The sequence below is a fragment of the Pseudomonas sp. GNP013 genome, assembly GCF_054343995.1.
Map to the genome: position 1 here is coordinate 2,750,715 of NZ_JBTGUT010000001.1, position 18,692 is coordinate 2,769,406.

Here is an 18,692-nt window from a genome sequence, read left to right on the forward strand (position 1 = left end):
AGCAACAGCTCGGCGTTTTTTCCAGGTAAAAAATTCAAACTATCGCGCCCTGTGTCGTTCACAACCCTACGTTCAATGTGAAACAGGAGGCGACATGCAGTATCGACAACTGGGCCATTCGGGCTTGCTGGTATCCGAAATCGTCCTGGGCACCGTGCCCTTCGGCGGGCGCGCCGAGTTCGAAAAATGCGGCGCGGTGGATGTGCCCCAGGCCAGGCGCATGTTTGATATCGCGTTCGAAGCGGGCGTGAACATGGTCGACACCGCCGACCTGTATTCCCACGGCCTGGCCGAGGAAGTGGTCGGCAAGGCCCTGGGCGACAAGCGCCACGACATCCTGCTGGCCACCAAGGGCCGCAGCCCCGTGGACGACAACCAGAACAACTCCGGCTCCTCGCGCTACCACCTGATTCGCGCCTGCGAAGCCAGCCTCAAGCGCCTGGGCACCGACCACATCGACCTGTATCAACTGCACAACTGGGACGGCCTGACGCCGATCGAGGAAACCCTCGAAGCCCTGCGCCTGCTGGTGGGTTCGGGCAAGATCCGCTACTTCGGCACCAGCAACTTCACCGCCTGGCAAATGATGAAAGCCCTGGGCAAGGCCGAGTTGCATGGCATGCTCAAGCCCATCACCCAGCAGATCTACTACACCCCGGAATCCCGCGAGGCCGAGTACGAACTGCTGCCGCTGGCGCTGGACCAGAACATCGGCACCCTGGTATGGGGCCCGATGGGCGAAGGCCTGCTGACCGGTTCCACCCGACGCGGGCATAAGCCGCCGGCCAACACCCGCCAGGGCAGCGACTGGCCGGAACCCTACGTGCATGACCAGGAACGCGCGCTGGACATCATCGAGACCCTCGCCGCCGTCGGTGACGAGCACGGCGTATCGGTGGCACGCACCTGCCTGGCCTGGCTCAAGGACCGTCCGGGGATCACCTCGCTGATCATCGGCGCCCGCACCGAGGAGCACCTGCGCGACAACCTGGCCGCCACCGAGCTGAAACTCACCGAGGAACAGTCATCGCGCATCGAGGCCGTCACGCGGCGCCAGCCGTTGTATCCGTACTGGCACCGCTTCACCGCCGGGATCGATCGCTTTGACCCGGCCGAGCAGCCGTTCCTGGCGGAGCATCGCAAGACCATGGACGCGCGCAAGGACAAGTAGCGCTTTCGAAGCCTATCAATCCCGCCAGGCGCCGCCACACCTGTCGTGGCAAGCCCGCTTGTTGTGGCAAGCGGGCTTGTCGTGGCGAGCGGGCTTGCCCCGCGTTGGGGTGCGAAGCAGCCCCAAAAACCAGGCACTGTGCAGTGTCAGGTGTACCGCATGCTCGTTGAATGGGGCTGCTTCGCACCCCAACGCGGGGCAAGCCCGCTCGCCACAACCGTGTGACGGTCTGGATAGCGGCCCCCAACAGTGCGGTTACCTGAAATAGCTGCCCTCAGCCCTTGGGCGATAACCCCACCGCGCACGCCACCACCGCAGCATCGCCCTTGAACGGTGTGCGCGGCAAAGCAGCAGGTGGGCTCGGCCGTGTGTCAACCGCGCGCAAGGTTGGCCGCTCGACAAGCGGCAGGCTGTGCGTCGGGTCGACAATCTCCATGCAACAGCGCAGCGAGTTGAAGTCCGGCGATTGCGACAGGGCGAGGTGAAGGGTCTGGCTCACCGACACCGATATCATCGAGGGCTGTGCGCATTGCCCGTCGTAGATCAGCGTGTGGCGGATCAAGGGGTTGTCGTGGCAGTACTTCAACAGGTTGATCTGCCGCGAATGCACCAGCGCGGTATTGATGATCAACAGGTCGAACGCCACACCGCCCGCGCGCGTCAACGCCTGCAGCTCATCGAACGAACTCAGCGGGGCGATACGGTGATAGCCCAGCTGGTTGAGCATTTTCTCGATCTTGATCCGAGGCAGCAGCTCGGCATCGGCAATCACAAGGCGTAAGGCTTTATTGGGCATAGGGTAAACCTGACAGTTGGGCATCAACGTCGATCATTCAACGCCGACCACGTTAACCGTCACGGGTCAGACCTGACTTTAAGGCGATTCTGAAACGGCACAGCGCGGGCGCGCCCAAGGCAAGTGCTTTTAAGAATCGCCTCAAAGCCATAGCGCCGACCTCTCCCTACCATGGCCTGCGTTCCCCTACGCTTCCATGGATGTTCCCGTGCTCATGTTCCTACTCAGAATGCTGCTTCTGGCCAGTGCGCTGCTGGCCCTCGCGCCACCGCCCGCCCATGCGGCGCTGAAAATCGAAGGCACGCGCCTGATCTATTTCGGCCAGGACAGGGACGCCAGCATCAGTGTGGTCAACCAGGCCAACCGTGAAATGGTGGTGCAAACCTGGATCACCGGCGACGCTCCCGACGACCGCACGGTGCTGTTCGCCGCGACCGAACCTTTGGTAAAGCTGGGCGCCGGCGAGCATCACAAGCTGCGCATTCTGTACGCCGGCGAAGGCCTGCCCAGCGACCGTGAATCGCTGCTGTGGCTCAACATCATGGAAATCCCTCGGAAACCGGAAAGCCCCAACGCCGTGCAGTTCGCGATTCGCCAGCGGCTCAAGCTGCTCTATCGGCCGCCCACGCTCAAGGGGGGTTCAGCCGAGGCGCTGCCACAGTTGATATGGCGCAGTGACGGCGGGCAAAGCGTTACGGTGAGCAACCCCAGCGCGTTTCACCTGTCGCTGGTGGACGTGCACACCGACACACAGGTGCTCAGCGACTACCTGCTGCTCAAACCCCGCGAGAGCAAAACCCTGGCCGCACCGAGCCCCTTGTCCGCAGGCGCCACCCTGCACTTCACCAACATCAACGATATCGGCTTGCAGACCCGCCACAGCGCGGCGCTCAAGTAACCAACACGAGGCCCCCATGTCCCTTATCAAACGCTGCCTGCCGCTGCTGCTGTGGGCCTGCGCCGTATTGCCCGCCACCAGCCATGCGCTGGCGTGCCGCGAGGACGGCACCGACTCGATCATCACCCAGGAAGCGCTGGGCACCGCGCTGGCGGTGGCCGCCGACGCGCCCAACGGCACCATTATCTGGGAGTCCGGGCCACGTTCCACCAACGTGATCTGCAAGGACGATTACCGCGTTGGCCGCGAGCTGGTGTATTTCTACGTCAACCCGGCAAACGTCAGCATCGGCAAGGGGATTCGCGTGGGCATTCGTTATAACAACCAGCCGATCACCCAAAGCAGCGGCAAGGTCAGCACCGGGTTCTATTCCGACCGTGGCTGCACGTCCAATTGCATCGGCTGGGACAAGGCGCGCTTCACCCTCAACTTCAGCGTGTTCATCGAAAAATACGACCCCACGCCCCCCAGCGGCCAGGCGAGCACCCTCACGTCCTATCGCGTGTTTCAACTGGACGGCGTGCGCGGGCTCAACTCTCGGCCCAACAGCAACTTCAACTACGTGGTCACCGGCATGAACGACATCCGCTTCGTGCCCTGCACCCCCGACCTGACCATCACCCCCAGCGTGGTCACTTTCCCCACGCCCTCGCGCCAGGCGGCCATCGGCGAAGTCGCCAGCAGCGCCAACTTCAGCCTGAACCTGCGCAAGGGTTGCGACACCCCCTACACCGTCAGCGCGCGCTTCGCCAGCACGGCGGGCGGCGGCAGCGTGATCAACGGCCTGCTGGTGCCGGACAACAACCGTTCGGTGGGCATCTCGCTGTCACGCGCCGAGAGCCAGCAGCCGCTGGCGTTCAATACCTGGTTCACCCTGCAGCAGTTGATGGGCCTGGGCCAGAGCCACGATGAATTTCGCGCCGATCTGAAATGGCGCTCCCTGCCGATTCCCGGCCCGTTCGAGGGCGCCGTGGTGGTGGATATGTACTACAAGTAGCCGGCTTTTAAGGATCGTCTTATGCCCCCGGCGCACACGCCTGCTTACAGTGCGCCGATGCGATTGAAAAGTTACCTGCTGCAGATCAACCCCGTCCTTTCCCGACCCGAAGCCGCCAGGCGGCTGTTGCGAATCTTCGCGGCCGTGCTGCTGATCGGCATCCTCAGCGGGGTCTACACCTTCCTGCTGTCCACCTTCAACAACGATATTTCGCAACGGCGCGGCTACATGAGCAGCGCCATCGCCCAAGCCCACACCTTTTTCACCAACCGCCAGGCCCTGCTCGAAAGCCTCAGCCTGTCGGCGGTACGCAAGCGCTCGCCGATCTACCCCGCCTCCGCAGAAGAACAACACCTGCAACTGGGTGACACGCCGGGCAGCCAGTGGAGCCTCTGGCTGACCACGCGCATGCGCGATTACCTCAAGGCCAGACAGGTCAACCTGCTCTACGTGAGCGCCAGCCCCGTGCCGCAGGTCACACGGCTGTATGACGCCACCGCACAGGTGCTGCCGATTTCCAGGTGCATGCTCAATCGCCTCAAAGCGCTGCAACACAGCGACCCGGCCACGCTCAAGGAACTGTGGCTCAGCGACAAGACCGAGCAACACGCGCACCTCTACATCTTCATTCGCCTCGACGACCGCGACCCCGCCTCCGGCTGGCTGGGCCTGGAAATGGAAAGCAGCGGAGTGTCCCAGGCCCTGGGCGATCACAGCGCCGGTGAGTTCATGATGCTCAACTCCCAGGGCATGCTGGTGTTCAGCAACCGCGCCGATGCGCAGCTGCGCCAGCAACCTCTCAAACCGCGGGAAGACAGCTTCTTCGGTTTCGTCGGCAACGGCTGGCTGCCCGACCACCTGGTGATTCGCAAACACCTGAAGTCCTCGGACTGGCAACTGATGTACTCCATCGACCTGCGCGCAGTGGTCACCGGGCTGTGGAAACAATTGCTCGGCTCGCTGGTGTTCTGCCTGTGCAGCCTGGCGCTGATCTGGCTGGTGATGCGCCGCGTCGACCAGCGCTTCATCATTCCCTCGATCCATCGCATCCAGGCGTTGATCGAAAGCGAAGCGTTCGGCCGCGACGTGATCCAGACCGCCCCCGTCGCCCTCTGTGTGCTGCGCCGCACCGATGGCCAGGTGGTGCTGGAAAACACCCTGGCCCAGCAATGGCTGGGCGACGGCCCCGAGCGCGAGGCCCTGCGCGCCGGCTGGATCGAGCAGGCATTCGACGCGCAGGCAAGCGAGCACTGCGATTACTTTGAAACCGTCGACGGTCGCCACCTGTACCTGAGCAGCGCCCCCACCCGCTATCGCGGCGAAGATGTGCTGTTTTGCGCCTTCAGCGACATCAGCACGCGCAAGCAGGTCGAGGCGGCGCTCGAAGACGCGCGGCAGTCGGCAGATGCGGCGAATGCAGCCAAGACCCTGTTCCTGGCAACCATGAGCCATGAAATCCGCACGCCGCTGTACGGCGTGCTCGGCACCCTCGAACTGCTAGCGCGCACGCACCTGGACGCACAGCAGAGAGACTACCTGCAAGCCATCGAAGGCTCGTCCTCGACGCTGTTGCAGCTGATCTGCGACGTGCTGGATGTTTCGAAAATCGAAGCCGGGCAACTGGCCCTGGAGTTGAGCGAGTTCTCGCCGCTGGAGGTGGTCCACGACATCATCCAGGGCTATGCCGCAGCGGCTCAGGGCAAAGGCCTGCAACTGTATGCGTGCCTGGACCCCCAACTGCCCGAGCGGCTGATCGGCGACGTGACGCGCCTGCGCCAGATTCTCAACAACCTGCTCAGCAACGCGGTGAAGTTCACCGACTACGGCCGCGTGGTGCTGCGGGTCAAGGTGCTGGGCCGCGACGGCGAACGCTCCAGCCTGTTGTGGCAGGTGTCGGACACAGGCAAAGGCATCGCCCAGGAAGACCAGGCGCGGATCTTCGAGCCGTTCTACCAGAGTGAGGGCAACACCAACGTGGTTGCCGGCACCGGCCTGGGCCTGCCGATCTGCCAGCGCCTCACCGAGTTGATGAACGGCAACCTCCGCATGGTCAGCGAGCTGGGCCTGGGCAGCAGTTTCAGCCTGATCCTGCCGCTGGAAGAAGCGCCCACCGACCCCATGCCCCCCCTGCTGGCCGAAACCGTCTACGTGGTCTCGCCGATCCCGGAACTGGCGCACGCCATCAGCGGCTGGTTGCGCCGCTGGGGCGCACGGGCCCAGGCCGGCCTGCCGACACTGGCGGACAATCACCTGCTGCTGCAAGTGCACCCCGGCAGTGTCGATCCCTCGCTGGTGCCCGACTGGCCGGGCCCGGTGATCCACGTGAGCGCCAGCGCGTGCACGGCGCTGGAGGTCGACGCCGGCGGCTGGCACGTCAACCTCAATCACCTCAGCGCGATTCACCAGGCCGTCAGCCAGGCACAGGGCCTGTGGGTGGCCCGCACCGATGCACAGACGCGCCCGCGCGACCTGAGCCAACTCAACCTGCACCTGCTGGTGGCCGAAGACAACGTCATCAATCAACTGATCTTGCGCGACCAACTCGAAGAACTCGGCTGTACCGTGGAGCTGGCCGCCGACGGCCGCGAAGCCTTGCAGTTGTACGCCGCCGGCCACTTCGATGTGGTGCTGACCGACGTGAACATGCCCCACCTCAACGGCTACGCACTGGCACGCGAACTGCGTCGCCAGGGCTGCCCGCTGCCGATCATCGGGGCCACCGCCAACGCCATGCGCGGCGAGGCCGACCTGTGCCTGGCCGCAGGCATGAACCATTGCCTGGTCAAACCCTTTGCGTTGCGGGCTCTCTTCAACTCCCTGGCGCCTTATGCACGGATCACCCATGAAGCCCATTAGTATTCTGATTGTCGAGGATCACCCCCTGCAGCACATCTACCTGCAGCACCTGCTCGGTGAGTTGGGGGATTTCAGGCTCGAAGCGGCCCTGGACGGCAAGCAAGCGCTGGAGCGCCTGCGCCAGAGGGATTTCGACCTGGTGCTGACCGACCTGCTGATGCCCGGCATGGACGGCGTGCAATTTATCCAGTGCCTGGCCGGCCTGCGCTGCAAACCGGCGCTGGCGATCATGAGCGCGGCGTCGCGGCGCATGCTGATGGCCGCAAGCCTGGTGGCGAAGAACCTCGATGTGGAGGTGATCGGACTGATCTCCAAACCGGTCGCCATCGACGCCCTGCGCAGCCTGGTGGACCAATTGCACAACCAGGTGCGCAAGCCCTGCCCGGCGCTGGCCGAGCACCTGGACATCGACCGTCACGCGCTGCTGCAGGCCATGAGCAGCGGCCAGTTGCAGGCGTGGTTCCAGCCGAAAAAATCCCTGGCCAACGGGCGCATCGTCGCCGCCGAAGCGCTGGTGCGCTGGATGCACCCCGAGCAAGGCGTGATGCTGCCGGCCGCGTTTCTGCCGGCGATCAAAGCGTTCGAACTGGAAGAACGCCTGCTGTGGCTGATGCTCAAGCAGGCGATCCAGGCCCAGGAGCGCTGGCGCCAGCGCGGCTACGAAATTCCGGTGTCGATCAACCTGCCCACGCACCTGCTCAACAGCCACGACCTGGCCGACCGCCTGCTGGAATTCGTGCTGCACCACGACGGCATCCCAGGGCTGATCTGCTTCGAATTGATGGAATGCTCGGTGCCCCAGGACATCAGTAATTTCTACGCCGGTGCCTGTCGCCTGCGCATCAAGGGCTTTGGCCTGTCGCAGGATGATTTCGGCAAGGGTTACAGCTCGTACCTCAACCTCGTGTCCACGCCCTTTACGGAATTGAAAATCGACCAGGCGCTGGTCCAGGGCAGCCACGACAACGAAGGCATCGCCCAGGCCCTGGCAAGCATCATTGCCCTGGGCCGCAAGCTCGGCCTGACGGTGGTCGCCGAAGGCGTGGAAACGCCCCAGCAACTGGCCTTGCTGCGCAAGATCGACTGCAACCAGGTGCAGGGTTTCCTGATCTCCCACGCCGTGTCTTCAGAGCAATTTCAGCAACTACTGAACAATGATGGCCCTGCGACATCTCACTAGCAGACGGCCCCGGATTATTTGCCCTTTTATAAGGAGTAAGCTCCATCCAGTGCCGATTTCTCCTGCGCCTGCGGAAACCCTTGATGAAGCACAACAACGCGGTCCTCGAAGCCTTCACCCGTAGCTCCCTGCGCCTGAACAAGGGCCTGATGGTACTGATCGGCATTGCGTTGCTGCTGGTGCTCACCAATTACTGGTCGCTGCAACGGGCCATCGAAACCCGCTACGGCGCCACGCGCTTTCACTTTGCACGGCTGATGGAAAACCTGCAGGAACAGGAGTCCTACCTGCGCAGCCTCACCCATCCCGGCATCCAGGCCGAGCTGTTGCGCGCCACCCATGTGCAGGTCAGCCTCAAAAGCCGCATGGTCGACACCCGGCGCACCTTGTACGAAGGGCAGAAGTATTCGTTTTCAGTGCCGTTCGGCGTCAAGTTCGACGAACAGGAAGTCGGCGCCGCCGCCAGACCGCAGATCTTCGCCCTCGGCGCGCACCTGACCAGCTACTACAGCGCCTTCTGGTCGTCGTCGCCGTACGAGGCGCCGCAAACCTTCCTCCTCGATCGGCATACCCGCTACACCATCACGGTTCCATCGGTGGGCTACCAGCGTCGCGAAAACACCGAAGACACCGGCAATCTGGTCGCACAGGTCAACGCAGTCCAGCAAGCCCTGGAGCAGACGCCGCAGCCGCTGGAACCCAACCGCGTGTACTGGCAAGCGGGCCCGGCGCCCGATGATCTGCTGGCCTACATCGGCCTGCCGCTCGACAGCCCGGAGCAGTCGGTGGTCGGCACCTTGCTCGACCTGTCCCGGGTCGACGACGTACAACGGGTGCTCGAACACTCCGCGTTTGACCGTCTTACCCTGTTTGCGCCGGACGGCAGCCGGCTGGTCGGGCCAGCGACCCAGGCGCCGCTCGGCGATGGCGTGCATTTCACCGCCGACGGTTTTGAATTCAAGATCACCCAGCCCGGCGAGCAACCCTGGAGCGCGGTGTATGGCCTGAACTACTCGCACTTCTTCCACTCGGCGCTGTGGCCGTTGAGCACCCTGGCGCTGTTCCTTGTCGGCCTGGTCACACTGGGCTGGGGCGGCAGCCGCTGGTATCGGCGCCAGGTGATCAACCCGGCGCGCCTGGCGCATGAGCGCATTGCCGAGAGCGTGGCGTTCAGCCGCGTGATCATCGACACCGCGCCCACCGGTCTGTGCGTGGTACGGCGCAGCGATGGAAAGGTACTCATCGAAAACCAGCGCGCCCAACAATGGCCAGGCACTGCACGCCTGGTGGCCGCCATGGCCGGCACCCATGACGGTGCCGACAGCGGCGAAATCCACCTGGAGATCGAAGGCCGGCACCTGCAGATCGGCTTCGTGTCGACCCGCTATCAGGCCGAGGACGTGCGCCTGTATGCGTTCAACGACATCACCCGGCACATCGACGATGCCCAGGCGCTGGAAGATGCACGCCGCGCCGCCGATGCCGCCAACGAGGCGAAGACGCTGTTCCTGGCGACCATGAGCCATGAGATCCGCACGCCGCTGTACGGCGTGCTCGGCACCCTGGAGCTGCTCGGCCTGACCGATCTTGACGCGCACCAGCAAACCTACCTGCAGACCATCCAGCGCTCATCGGCCACCCTGTTCCAGTTGATCAGCGACGTGCTTGACGTGTCGAAGATCGAGTCCGGGCAAATGGCGATCGAAGCCGTGGAGTTCTGCCCGCTGGACATGCTCGAAGACACCTTGCACACCTACGCGGCCTTCGCCCGCCGCAAGGGTTTGCAGCTCTACAGCTGCATTGACGCACAGTTGCCGGACGCCGTACTGGGCGACCCAATGCGCATCCGCCAGATTCTGAATAACCTGGTGAGCAATGCGATCAAGTTCACCGACATCGGGCGCGTGGTGATTCGCGCCAGGGTCACGGCGCGCGACAGCGACCATGTCGAGCTGGAATGGCAGGTCACCGACTCCGGCGCCGGCATTGCAGAGGCTCAGCAGGCCAAGTTGTTCGACCTGTTCTACCAGGCGCCGGCCACCGCCAGCGAAGGCGGCGCGGGCCTGGGCCTGCCGATTTGCCGGTGGCTGGCGCAGATGATGGACGGCGAGATCCGGGTGGTCAGCGAGCCGGGGCTGGGCAGCAGCTTTACCTTGAAAATACGCCTGCCGCTGTGCGGCGGCGCGCTGACCCAGCCGCCGCTGATCGAGCCCAGCGCCACAGCGGTGTATGTGCAGGCGCCGGTGCGCGAGCTGGCCCAATCGGTGACCGACTGGCTCAATCGCCTGGGCATCGCCGCCCACCTTGCCGCCCCCGGTCAGGAACCTGACCCGCGCCATGGGGTGCTGGTCGACCTGCTGCCGGACACGCCCGCGCGGCCCTGGCCCGGCCAGCGCGTGCAATGCGTGCCGGGCGCCCATAGCCCGCCATTGCACACCGCCCAGGGCTGGGTGGTCGACCTGCACGACCTGCGCGCCCTCGCCACCACGGTGTCGCTGGCACAGCACGGCAAGCACGAGCAACCGCCAGCCGCCCGCCGGCAAAGCGCCGGGCAATTGGGGCTGCGCATCCTGGTGGCCGAGGACAACCCGGTCAACCAGGCGATCATCAAGGAACAACTGGCGGCGCTCGGTTGCTCGGCGACCCTGGCCGACAACGGCGAGCAGGCGCTGCAACTGTGGCAACCGCAGGCCTTTGACCTGGTGCTGACCGACGTGAACATGCCGCTGATGAATGGCTATGACTTGGCCAGAACCCTGCGCGAGCACGACCCGCACCTGCCGATCATCGGCGTCACCGCCAACGCGATGCGCGAGGAAGGCGTGCGCTGCCTGGCGGTAGGCATGAACGCCTGGATCGTCAAACCGCTGAGCCTGCAAACCCTGCGCGCCCAGTTGATCAAGCTGTGCCAGGTCAAGCCGCCGCCCGAGGTGCCCATCGCCGCCTTCGTCGACCGCGTGCAGCTGTCGGACGCAATGCGTGCGCTGTTCATCAGCAGCATGCGCCAGGACCTGCAACGCATCGGCGCGGCACTGGCGCAGCGCGATGTGCGCAGCCTGGGTCAATTACTGCATGCGGCCGCCGGCGCCCTCGGTGCCGTGCAGGCGCTCGACCTCGCCCAGGCCTGCATCGAACTGGAAACCGCACTGGACCATGGACTGCTCGACCCCGTACTGGAAGACCAGATAAACGCTGTAATGCAACGACTGTCGGCCGTGCTGGAAACACTCCAGCCCGGGCACGCTCCCCCCTCTGAACCGGCATGACGGACGGTCCTTATGAAAACATTCAACGTGGTTATCGCGGACGATCACCCGATCGTGCTGCTGGGCGTACGCGAATTGGTGGAGCGCGACACGCGCTTTCAAGTGGTCGGCGAGGCAGTGTGCTCGGCCGGTTTGATCGAGCTGTTGCAGCGCCAGGGCGCGGACATCGTGATTACCGACTACAACATGCCGGGTGACTCGCCCTACGGCGACGGCCTCAAGCTGGTGGAATACCTGAAACGGCACTTTCCACAGGTGCAGGTGCTGATCCTGACGATGATTTCCAACCACTTGATCCTTACCCGCCTGCAGGAGCTGGGCGTGGTCGGCATCATCCAGAAAAGCCAGCTGCACACCGAGATTGAACTGGCACTCCAGGCGATTGCGCAGCGCAGCCCGTACCGCAGCCTGGAACCGCCCAGGACCTCGGTGATCGAGACAATCACGGCCATCGACGAACGCTTCACCAGCCTGTCGCCCAAAGAGTTCGAAATTCTGCGCCTGTTTGTATCCGGCCTGAGCGTGAGCGATATTGCCCGTCATCAGAATCGAAGTTCCAAAACCATCAGCGCGCAAAAAATATCGGCCATGCGCAAACTTGAAGTAAGCAGCGATCAGGACCTTCTCGCTTATTGCCTGGCGCGCAATATTTTCAACTAAGCCCGCACTGGCAAGCCATTCTCGCCAATGGCTTGGCCCCTCTCCCGCTGCGTTTTCAGCGACCTGCAAGGCAACTTTCGCGGCTTATAAGAATCGTCTTATTTTCCCCAGCCTTCGAACTTTCTATTCTTTCCCGGCAGTTCAACAACCGCATTTTCTCCAACTAACACTGACGGACATCATCATGAAGAAGTTCTCCCTGGCTGTTCTTGCCTCGGCCATGCTGTGCACCAGCGGCGCAGCCTTCGCCGAAGGCGAAACACCAAAGCCAATCCTGGGCGGCAGCGGCAAAATCACCTTCACCGGCGTGATCAACAATGATGCGTGTTCGGTCGACGGTGCCAACTCCGACCGTACCATTTCGGTGGACATGGGCAACGTCTCGATCAAGGACATGGGCACCGCAGAAAACCCGACCGCAGGCCGTGTGACTGCCAAGGACTTCAAGCTGAACGTCAACTGCAACCAGGGCACCAAGGTCGCGATGATCTTTGACGCCAACAACGGCGGTTCGGGCCTGGTCACCGGCAAGAACGTGCTGGCCCTGACCCCGGGCTCGGCCACCGCACAAAACGTCGGTATTGCCCTGCTCGACAGCAAAGGCAGCCTGATCAACCTCAGCTCGCCAACCACCGCACGCATCGAAAGCAGCATGCACAGCGCCAGCGGTACCGGCGGCGATGCCACCCTGAGCTTCGCAGCCGCCTACGTCACCACCGGCGCCGCCGGTGCATCCACCGCCGGTCGCGGTGATGCCACCCTGCCGTTCATCCTGCAATACGAATAACCCGCGCGCGACGTGCGAGGCCCTGCGGCCTCGCCATTGTTCAAGCCTTTTTGATACCACCGGATAACCCTCATGCTGCCTCGTTCTTTCGCTGCATGCCTGGGGCTGCTGGGCATGCTTATGGCTAGCCACGCCGCCGCCAGCATTTCCCTGAATGCCACCCGCATCGTGTTCGATGGCGACCACAAGGAAGCCAATATCACCGTGCGCAACGGCAATCAGGATGTGTTGATTCAGTCCTGGGTCGACGACAATGATGCCGGCGCCAGCCGTGCGCCTTTCGCCGTCACCCCGCCGCTGGCGCGGGTGTTTGCCAAGGAGCAGCAGCTGTTGCGCATTCTCTATGAAGGCGCCGGCATGCCCACGGACCGTGAGTCGGTAATGTGGCTCAACGTGCAGGAAATCCCCAGGGCCAGCGAAACCGAAAACACCTTGCAGTTGGCCATCCGCCAACGCATCAAGATCTTCTACCGGCCTGCGGGCCTGCCGGGCAGCGCGCTGCAGGCACCGGCGCAACTTGAGTGGCGCCTGGTCAAACAGGGTGTGCAGGTGACGAACCCGACGCTGTACCACGTGTCCATGGCCGATCTTAAAGTGCAGACGCAACTGGCCAGCGACTCCACCATGATTGCGCCCGGCGAGGTCCGAACCTTCCCGCTCGGCGGGCCCCTCCACCCTGGCCCGGTGCTGTTGTCGTTCTCCAGCATCAATGACTACGGCGCGCAGAATCACTACAGCGCAGTGCTGTCGGGTAACGCTTCGACCTCGGTGTCCGCGACCGAATCACGCCTCAACCCCTAAGCCGTTTCTCTCACCCACAGGCTCACTTCACGTGCGTAGATGCGTGCGTGCGCGCCTGTCTGCCAATCCGGGATGCCACAGGTCTTCGCATGTCTTTTCTTTCCAGCAACAGCCCCGCGCGTGGCGCACTGAAATTGAAGACGCTGTGGCTGGCGATGGTCGCCTGCGTGCCCGCCCCGGCGCTGGCCGATGACGCTGCGCAAGGCTTCAACACGACCTTCCTGCAAGGCGCGCAGTCGCAGGTGGACCTGCAACAACTGCTCGCCGCCGACAGCGTGTTGCCGGGCAACTACCGCGTCGATCTGTACAGCAACGAGGTGCTGGTAGGCCGGCGCGATATCGACTTCAAGCACAACCGGCACACCGAGCGGGTCGAAGCCTGCCTGAACCTGGAGCTGCTCAAGCAACTGGGTGTCGACCTGGCCCGCCTTGAGGCCGAAGGCAAACTCGACCCGCAACACCCGCAGGACTGCTATGCCCTGGCCGACCTGATCGACGCCGCCAGCGTGCGCTACGACAGCAGTCGCCTGCGCCTGTTGGCGAGCATCCCGCAAGTGGCGATGCAGCGCGGCTTGCGCGGCTATGTCGACCCGCAGCTATGGGATGCAGGCGTGCCCGCCGCCTTTATCAATTATCAGCTCAACAGCAGCCGCACCGCCGGCGACTACGCCACGCGCACCACCACTAACCTTGGCCTGCGCAACGGTATCAACCTGGGGGGCTGGCGCCTGCGCAACGAGTCCAATCTGAGCAGCGGCACGGGGCGCTCGAACACCTTCACCAGCAACCGCACCTACGCGCAGCACGACGTCACGGCGATCAAGGGCCAGTTCAGCGCCGGTGAAATCTTCTCCGACACCGACCTTTTCGACAGCGTGCGCTATCGCGGGGTCAAGCTGGCCTCCGACGACGGCATGCGCGCCGACAGCGAGCGCGGCTATGCGCCGGTCATCCGCGGCGTGGCGCAGACCAACGCCACCGTGGAAATCCGCCAGAACGACTACATCCTCTATACCGCCAACGTCGCGCCGGGGCCGTTCGAGATCAACGACATCTACCCCAGTGGTTCCAACGGCGACCTGCAGATCACCGTGATCGAAGCCGACGGCAGCCGCCGCGTGACCACCCAGGCGTTTTCCAGCCTGCCGATCATGGTGCGCGAGGGCCAGCTCAAGTACAGCGTCTCGGCGGGCACCTTCAGCAGCAATGCCGACGGGCTGGCGTCGCCGCGCTTTCTCAGCGGCACCCTGGCGTACGGCCTGACCAGCAACCTGAGCGGCATCCTCGGCGTACAGGCCAGCGAGGACTACAGCGCGCTGTCGCTCGGCGCCGGCCGCAATACCGCCTTCGGCGCCTTCTCCCTGGACGCCACGCACTCCTCGAGCAAGGCACACGGGCAAACCACCCAGGGCAGCAGCGTGCGGGCGCTGTACGCCAAGACCTTCACCGGCACTGACACCAACTTCACCCTGGCCGCCTACCGCTACTCCACCGAGGGCTACCGCACCCTCACCGACCATGTGCAGGACAACAGCGATGACCTGCGCTTGCGTGGCGGCCACTCGAAGACCCGCACCGACCTGACCCTCAACCAGAGCATCGGCCGCAACCGCGAACTGGGCAGCCTGTACGTGACGGCCAGCGACCAGCGCTACTGGAACCGCGGCGGCTCGCGCAACTTTACCGCCGGCTACAGCAACAACTGGGGCGACCTGAACTACAACCTCAACGTGACGCGTACCGAGCAGATCGTGACCTGGGGCGAGTCAGGCAGCGACACTCAACTCAACCTGTCGATCTCCTTTCCGCTGGGCGGCCAGGCCCGCGCGCCACGGGCGTTCGTGACCAGCAGCCGACAGCATGGCAACACCACCACCCAGGCGGGCATCAATGGCTATGTCGCCGACGCCAGCGGCACCTCCTATTCGGTGCAGGCGGGCCATAGCGACACCAGCGGTGACTCCGGCTCGGTGACGCTCAACAGCCGCACGTCCATGGGCGACGTCGGCTTCGGCTTCAACCAGGGCCAGGGTTACACCTCGCAGAACCTCAACGTGGCAGGCTCGGTGGTGGCTCACGCGGGTGGAATCAACCTGGGGCAGACCCTCAGCGAAACCTTCGCCCTGGCCGAGGTGCCGGGCATTTCAGGGGCGAAGATCAGCAGCTACAGCGGCGTAGAAACCGGATACAACGGTTACGCGGTCATCCCCACGGCGCAACCCTACCGGGTCAACTGGATCAGCCTGGACACCCGCGACCTGGGCGCCAACGTCGAAGTCACCAACGCCACCCAGCAACGGGTGCCGCGCCGGGGCGCCATCGTGGTGGCGCGCTACAGCGGCACCACCGGCCGGCGGGTGTTGTTCGAGTTGTTTGATGCGCAGCACCGGCCGCTGTCATTCGGCGCCTCGCTGGAAGATGCGGCGGGCAAGCAATTGGCGATTGCCGACCCCAATGGCAACGCGCTGGCGTTGGTGGAGCAGGACCAGGGCAGCTTGGTGATCAAGTGGGGCGAACACCGCTGCACGGCAGACTATGCGCTGCCGGCGCAGAACAAGGCATTGAATTATGAGCGCCAGGCGTTGGTGTGCACGCCGTGATGCACGGCAAGCACGGCTGTCAGGGCGGCTGAAGGCGATACGGGAGAAGGTGGGAGTACCTGACCGTTCGGCCAGTGCCCGACGCGTCGCGAGTTTGGCAAAATAGCGCTCCACCCTGCCACTGTGTGCAGCCATACAAGGACACGACGATGAACAGCATGGACTCCATTCTTCGACAGTTTTCGGCCGAAGGTGCCACCCATCTCTACTCCAGCCCGCCCTCGGTATTGACCCCCGCCGACCTCTACCGGGCCAAGGATGACGCCCTTTATCGGGAGATGATCGCCGGCAGCAATATCTACCTGATCACTGCGCGCCGACGGGTGCTGATCAATCCTTACGATCTGCAGTTGCAGGGCCGCACCGTGCACGGCAGTTTTTTCCTGGTGATGGACGAGACCGGCGAGCAGCCGATCCCCTTCAGCTACGAGATCCCGCCAATCACACCGGGGGATCGCGACGCCATCGAGCAGGTGCAGGTCGCCCCCAACGGCACCCATCTGCTGATCACCACCGCCACACGCCAGGTCATCACCGCCGCCCATATCGTGGTCGCCAACGCCAGCAGTGCGCTGCACACCGAGCAACGGGACATGAACGTGCTGTATGTCGGCCAGGGCCTGGGCAAGGTCAACGCACTGACCGCCGTTGACCGTTTGCTCAACCACACCACCCTGCAACGCATCCTGGCCGAAGCCTCGACCCACACCCCGGAGCTGGAAATTTCGCTGCTGCTGTATCGCTTCGAACACGGGCGCACCGTGATCAGCAATGGCGGCGACCTCAACCTTGATCCCCAAGCCTGCGAGCAAGAGGATCACGCGCACTTCGAACGGCTGCGCGCGGTGCGCCTCAATCGCGACGAGGTGGTCACCCTGGCGGAAGCGGCGCTGATCAACCACTTCAAGCCGCAGTACAACACGTTGCTCAAGTCGACCAACTTTGCCGCCCAGACCCACAAGAAGATCAAGCCGCTTAAAAAGCTGCTGGCCAAGGGCATTACCGGTTTGACCGTGGAGATCTGCAGCGCAAACATCAACGCGCGCCTCTTCACCCGCGATGCATTGCCGCTGGAGCCGAGCGAGCTGATGCCCGCGCATGTCCTGGAGGGGCAGGCGTTTGATAATGAGGAGGATAAACGGGCGTGGTTCGAGCAAGTGCGGGAAATGGCGCATACCCATCTGGCGCAGTTCCCGCTGACCACACCGCAAGAGCGCGAGACGTTCATGCACGGCATGGTGTGGCTGGGGCAGACGCAGCGGGAGCGGATCTGGCCGATGCAGGGCAAGGCTGAATAGCGCGCTGCGTTCGGGCAGTATTCCCATGTGGCGCTTGGGAATACTCTTTCGCGCGGTCATGAAGTTCTTGTCGGGGAATTCCTGGAGTTTTGGGGTGGGGGGGGGGGGGTACTTATCCGTTGTTTGGGTGATGGCTGATATGGGTTCCGCCCTTACGGCGGGTCACTTTTGGAAAAGAGCCCCAAAAGTAACCAAAAGGGCTCTTGCCCCACCACTCGGCACCTCGCTCACGCTCGGTGTGCCCGCACGCAGACTTGAATCCGTGGGCCGCCGCAATGGGCCATCCATGGCCCAGTGCGGCTAACCCGGCGTCCTGCCGGGTTACCCACGGATTCAAGCCTGCGTGCGGCCAGCGTGGTTGACGGGGCGCTTGAGATCAAAAGCCAAAGCAAAGCAAAGCAGATCAAAAGAAGTGTGATATCCAACAGACAAATGGAGATCAACTGTGGGAGGGGGCTTGCTCCCGATAGCAGTGGGTCAGCTAACAATAAGCTGACTGACACTCCGCCATCGGGAGCAAGCCCCCTCCCACAGTTTGTACAGCGTACGACAGACAACCCCGGTCGGCTCCGGGGCCACCGCGCTTTTGCTTTTGATCTGGGGCGCTCTTACTCCCCGGTCATACGCTCCAGGCTATTGCTCAAATGCAGCAACATGGCCGCACGCGCCGCATCCGGATCCTGGCGGCGGATGGCCTTGAGAATCGCCTCGTGTTCCAGATTGGCCAATTGCCCCAGTTGCACCAGGTCCGCATCACCCCGCTCCTGAGCGTTGATGCGCGAACGCGGAATCACCGAATGGCCCAAGTGCTGAATCACGTCGGTGAAGTAGCTATTGCCCGTGGCCTGGGCGATCAACTGATGAAAGCGCACATCGGGTTCGACGCTGCTGTCGTGGCTGCCCAGTGAATCCTGATAGTCATCCAGGGCCTGGCGCATCTGCTGCAACTGCGCGTCGGTGCGGCGCAGCGCTGCCAGGGCGGCGGCCTGGGTTTCCAGGCCCATGCGCAGTTCGAGGATGCCGCGCACACTCACAGCGGTGTCGTGGGTCAGGTGCAGGCCCTGGCGCGAGTCGCGCGCCAGCACAAACGTGCCGACGCCATGCCGGGTTTCCACCAGCCCGGCCGCCTGCAATTTCGACAGCGCCTCGCGCACCACCGTGCGACTGACACCGTACTCGCCAACAATGGCGGACTCGGACGGCAGCTTCTCGCCAGGCGCCATCTGCCCCAGCAGAATTTGCTGGGTCAGGTCGCTGACGATGTCATGGGCCAGGCCCTGGGAGCGCTTGCGTGGGAGGTCGGTGAGCATGGGCGGGTCCATCGAAAAGACCGCGCAATACTAGCACCCTGCTTGAGCAGCAACTTGTATGACAACAAACAA

At 63.6% G+C, this 18,692-nt stretch carries 13 protein-coding genes; 11 read left to right on the forward strand and 2 right to left on the reverse strand.

Annotated features, from left to right (window positions below):
- The first annotated feature begins 94 nt into the window (after nucleotides 1–94).
- Nucleotides 95–1,171 carry an aldo/keto reductase gene (locus ACXX81_RS11975; protein WP_458571735.1) on the forward strand — a complete coding sequence of 359 codons (1,077 nt, stop codon included), beginning with the start codon at nucleotides 95–97 and terminating at the stop codon, nucleotides 1,169–1,171.
- Nucleotides 1,172–1,445: 274 nt separating this feature from the next.
- Here the strand turns inward: ACXX81_RS11975 and ACXX81_RS11980 are convergent, their stop codons facing one another.
- Nucleotides 1,446–1,967, reverse strand: a complete 522-nt coding sequence (locus ACXX81_RS11980; RefSeq protein WP_458571736.1) for an ANTAR domain-containing protein — start codon at nucleotides 1,965–1,967, stop codon at nucleotides 1,446–1,448.
- Nucleotides 1,968–2,181: 214 nt separating this feature from the next.
- Between ACXX81_RS11980 and ACXX81_RS11985 the strand changes: the two genes are divergently transcribed.
- The 10 genes from ACXX81_RS11985 (at nucleotide 2,182) to ACXX81_RS12030 (ending at nucleotide 17,310) form a co-directional block, all read left to right on the forward strand.
- Nucleotides 2,182–2,865 carry a fimbrial biogenesis chaperone gene (locus ACXX81_RS11985; protein ID WP_458571737.1) on the forward strand — a complete coding sequence of 228 codons (684 nt, stop codon included), beginning with the start codon at nucleotides 2,182–2,184 and terminating at the stop codon, nucleotides 2,863–2,865.
- A 16-nt stretch (nucleotides 2,866–2,881) separates the two neighbouring features.
- Nucleotides 2,882–3,862, forward strand: a complete 981-nt coding sequence (locus ACXX81_RS11990; protein WP_209981332.1) for a fimbrial protein — start codon at nucleotides 2,882–2,884, stop codon at nucleotides 3,860–3,862.
- Between the two features lie 57 nt (nucleotides 3,863–3,919).
- Complete coding sequence (locus ACXX81_RS11995; RefSeq protein WP_458572585.1) at nucleotides 3,920–6,718, forward strand: ATP-binding protein; 2,799 nt, start codon at nucleotides 3,920–3,922, stop codon at nucleotides 6,716–6,718.
- Nucleotides 6,705–7,898 (forward strand): response regulator cyclic di-GMP phosphodiesterase PvrR, encoded by a 1,194-nt coding sequence (gene pvrR, locus ACXX81_RS12000; RefSeq protein WP_209981330.1) that lies wholly within the window; start codon nucleotides 6,705–6,707, stop codon nucleotides 7,896–7,898. Before ACXX81_RS11995 ends, pvrR begins: the two co-directional genes overlap by 14 nt.
- A gap of 83 nt (nucleotides 7,899–7,981) precedes the next feature.
- Complete coding sequence (locus tag ACXX81_RS12005; protein ID WP_458571738.1) at nucleotides 7,982–11,164, forward strand: hybrid sensor histidine kinase/response regulator; 3,183 nt, start codon at nucleotides 7,982–7,984, stop codon at nucleotides 11,162–11,164.
- Between the two features lie 12 nt (nucleotides 11,165–11,176).
- Entirely contained in the window at nucleotides 11,177–11,824 is a 648-nt protein-coding gene (locus tag ACXX81_RS12010) for a response regulator (RefSeq protein WP_209981326.1), read from the forward strand.
- 184 nt (nucleotides 11,825–12,008) lie between these two features.
- Nucleotides 12,009–12,611 carry a fimbrial protein gene (locus ACXX81_RS12015; RefSeq protein WP_209981324.1) on the forward strand — a complete coding sequence of 201 codons (603 nt, stop codon included), beginning with the start codon at nucleotides 12,009–12,011 and terminating at the stop codon, nucleotides 12,609–12,611.
- A gap of 72 nt (nucleotides 12,612–12,683) precedes the next feature.
- Nucleotides 12,684–13,412: a fimbrial biogenesis chaperone gene (locus ACXX81_RS12020; RefSeq protein ID WP_458571739.1), complete on the forward strand. Its 729-nt coding sequence runs from the start codon at nucleotides 12,684–12,686 to the stop codon at nucleotides 13,410–13,412.
- Between the two features lie 89 nt (nucleotides 13,413–13,501).
- Nucleotides 13,502–16,012, forward strand: coding sequence for a fimbria/pilus outer membrane usher protein (locus ACXX81_RS12025; RefSeq protein ID WP_458571740.1), 2,511 nt, complete (start codon nucleotides 13,502–13,504; stop codon nucleotides 16,010–16,012).
- A 149-nt stretch (nucleotides 16,013–16,161) separates the two neighbouring features.
- Complete coding sequence (locus ACXX81_RS12030) at nucleotides 16,162–17,310, forward strand: hypothetical protein (protein ID WP_209981318.1); 1,149 nt, start codon at nucleotides 16,162–16,164, stop codon at nucleotides 17,308–17,310.
- 608 nt (nucleotides 17,311–17,918) lie between these two features.
- Here the strand turns inward: ACXX81_RS12030 and ACXX81_RS12035 are convergent.
- Nucleotides 17,919–18,620: a FadR/GntR family transcriptional regulator gene (locus ACXX81_RS12035; RefSeq protein ID WP_209981316.1), complete on the reverse strand. Its 702-nt coding sequence runs from the start codon at nucleotides 18,618–18,620 to the stop codon at nucleotides 17,919–17,921.
- Nucleotides 18,621–18,692: the final 72 nt, after the last annotated feature.

Bases quoted from the DNA above. Each gene is read 5' to 3' on its own strand.
- ACXX81_RS11975 (WP_458571735.1), top strand. From the start codon at position 95: ATGCAGTATCGACAACTGGGCCATTCGGGCTTGCTGGTATCCGAAATC.
- ACXX81_RS11980 (WP_458571736.1), bottom strand. From the start codon at position 1,967: ATGCCCAATAAAGCCTTACGCCTTGTGATTGCCGATGCCGAGCTGCTG.
- ACXX81_RS11985 (WP_458571737.1), top strand. From the start codon at position 2,182: ATGTTCCTACTCAGAATGCTGCTTCTGGCCAGTGCGCTGCTGGCCCTC.
- ACXX81_RS11990 (WP_209981332.1), top strand. From the start codon at position 2,882: ATGTCCCTTATCAAACGCTGCCTGCCGCTGCTGCTGTGGGCCTGCGCC.
- ACXX81_RS11995 (WP_458572585.1), top strand. From the start codon at position 3,920: ATGCGATTGAAAAGTTACCTGCTGCAGATCAACCCCGTCCTTTCCCGA.
- pvrR (WP_209981330.1), top strand. From the start codon at position 6,705: ATGAAGCCCATTAGTATTCTGATTGTCGAGGATCACCCCCTGCAGCAC.
- ACXX81_RS12005 (WP_458571738.1), top strand. From the start codon at position 7,982: ATGAAGCACAACAACGCGGTCCTCGAAGCCTTCACCCGTAGCTCCCTG.
- ACXX81_RS12010 (WP_209981326.1), top strand. From the start codon at position 11,177: ATGAAAACATTCAACGTGGTTATCGCGGACGATCACCCGATCGTGCTG.
- ACXX81_RS12015 (WP_209981324.1), top strand. From the start codon at position 12,009: ATGAAGAAGTTCTCCCTGGCTGTTCTTGCCTCGGCCATGCTGTGCACC.
- ACXX81_RS12020 (WP_458571739.1), top strand. From the start codon at position 12,684: ATGCTGCCTCGTTCTTTCGCTGCATGCCTGGGGCTGCTGGGCATGCTT.
- ACXX81_RS12025 (WP_458571740.1), top strand. From the start codon at position 13,502: ATGTCTTTTCTTTCCAGCAACAGCCCCGCGCGTGGCGCACTGAAATTG.
- ACXX81_RS12030 (WP_209981318.1), top strand. From the start codon at position 16,162: ATGAACAGCATGGACTCCATTCTTCGACAGTTTTCGGCCGAAGGTGCC.
- ACXX81_RS12035 (WP_209981316.1), bottom strand. From the start codon at position 18,620: ATGCTCACCGACCTCCCACGCAAGCGCTCCCAGGGCCTGGCCCATGAC.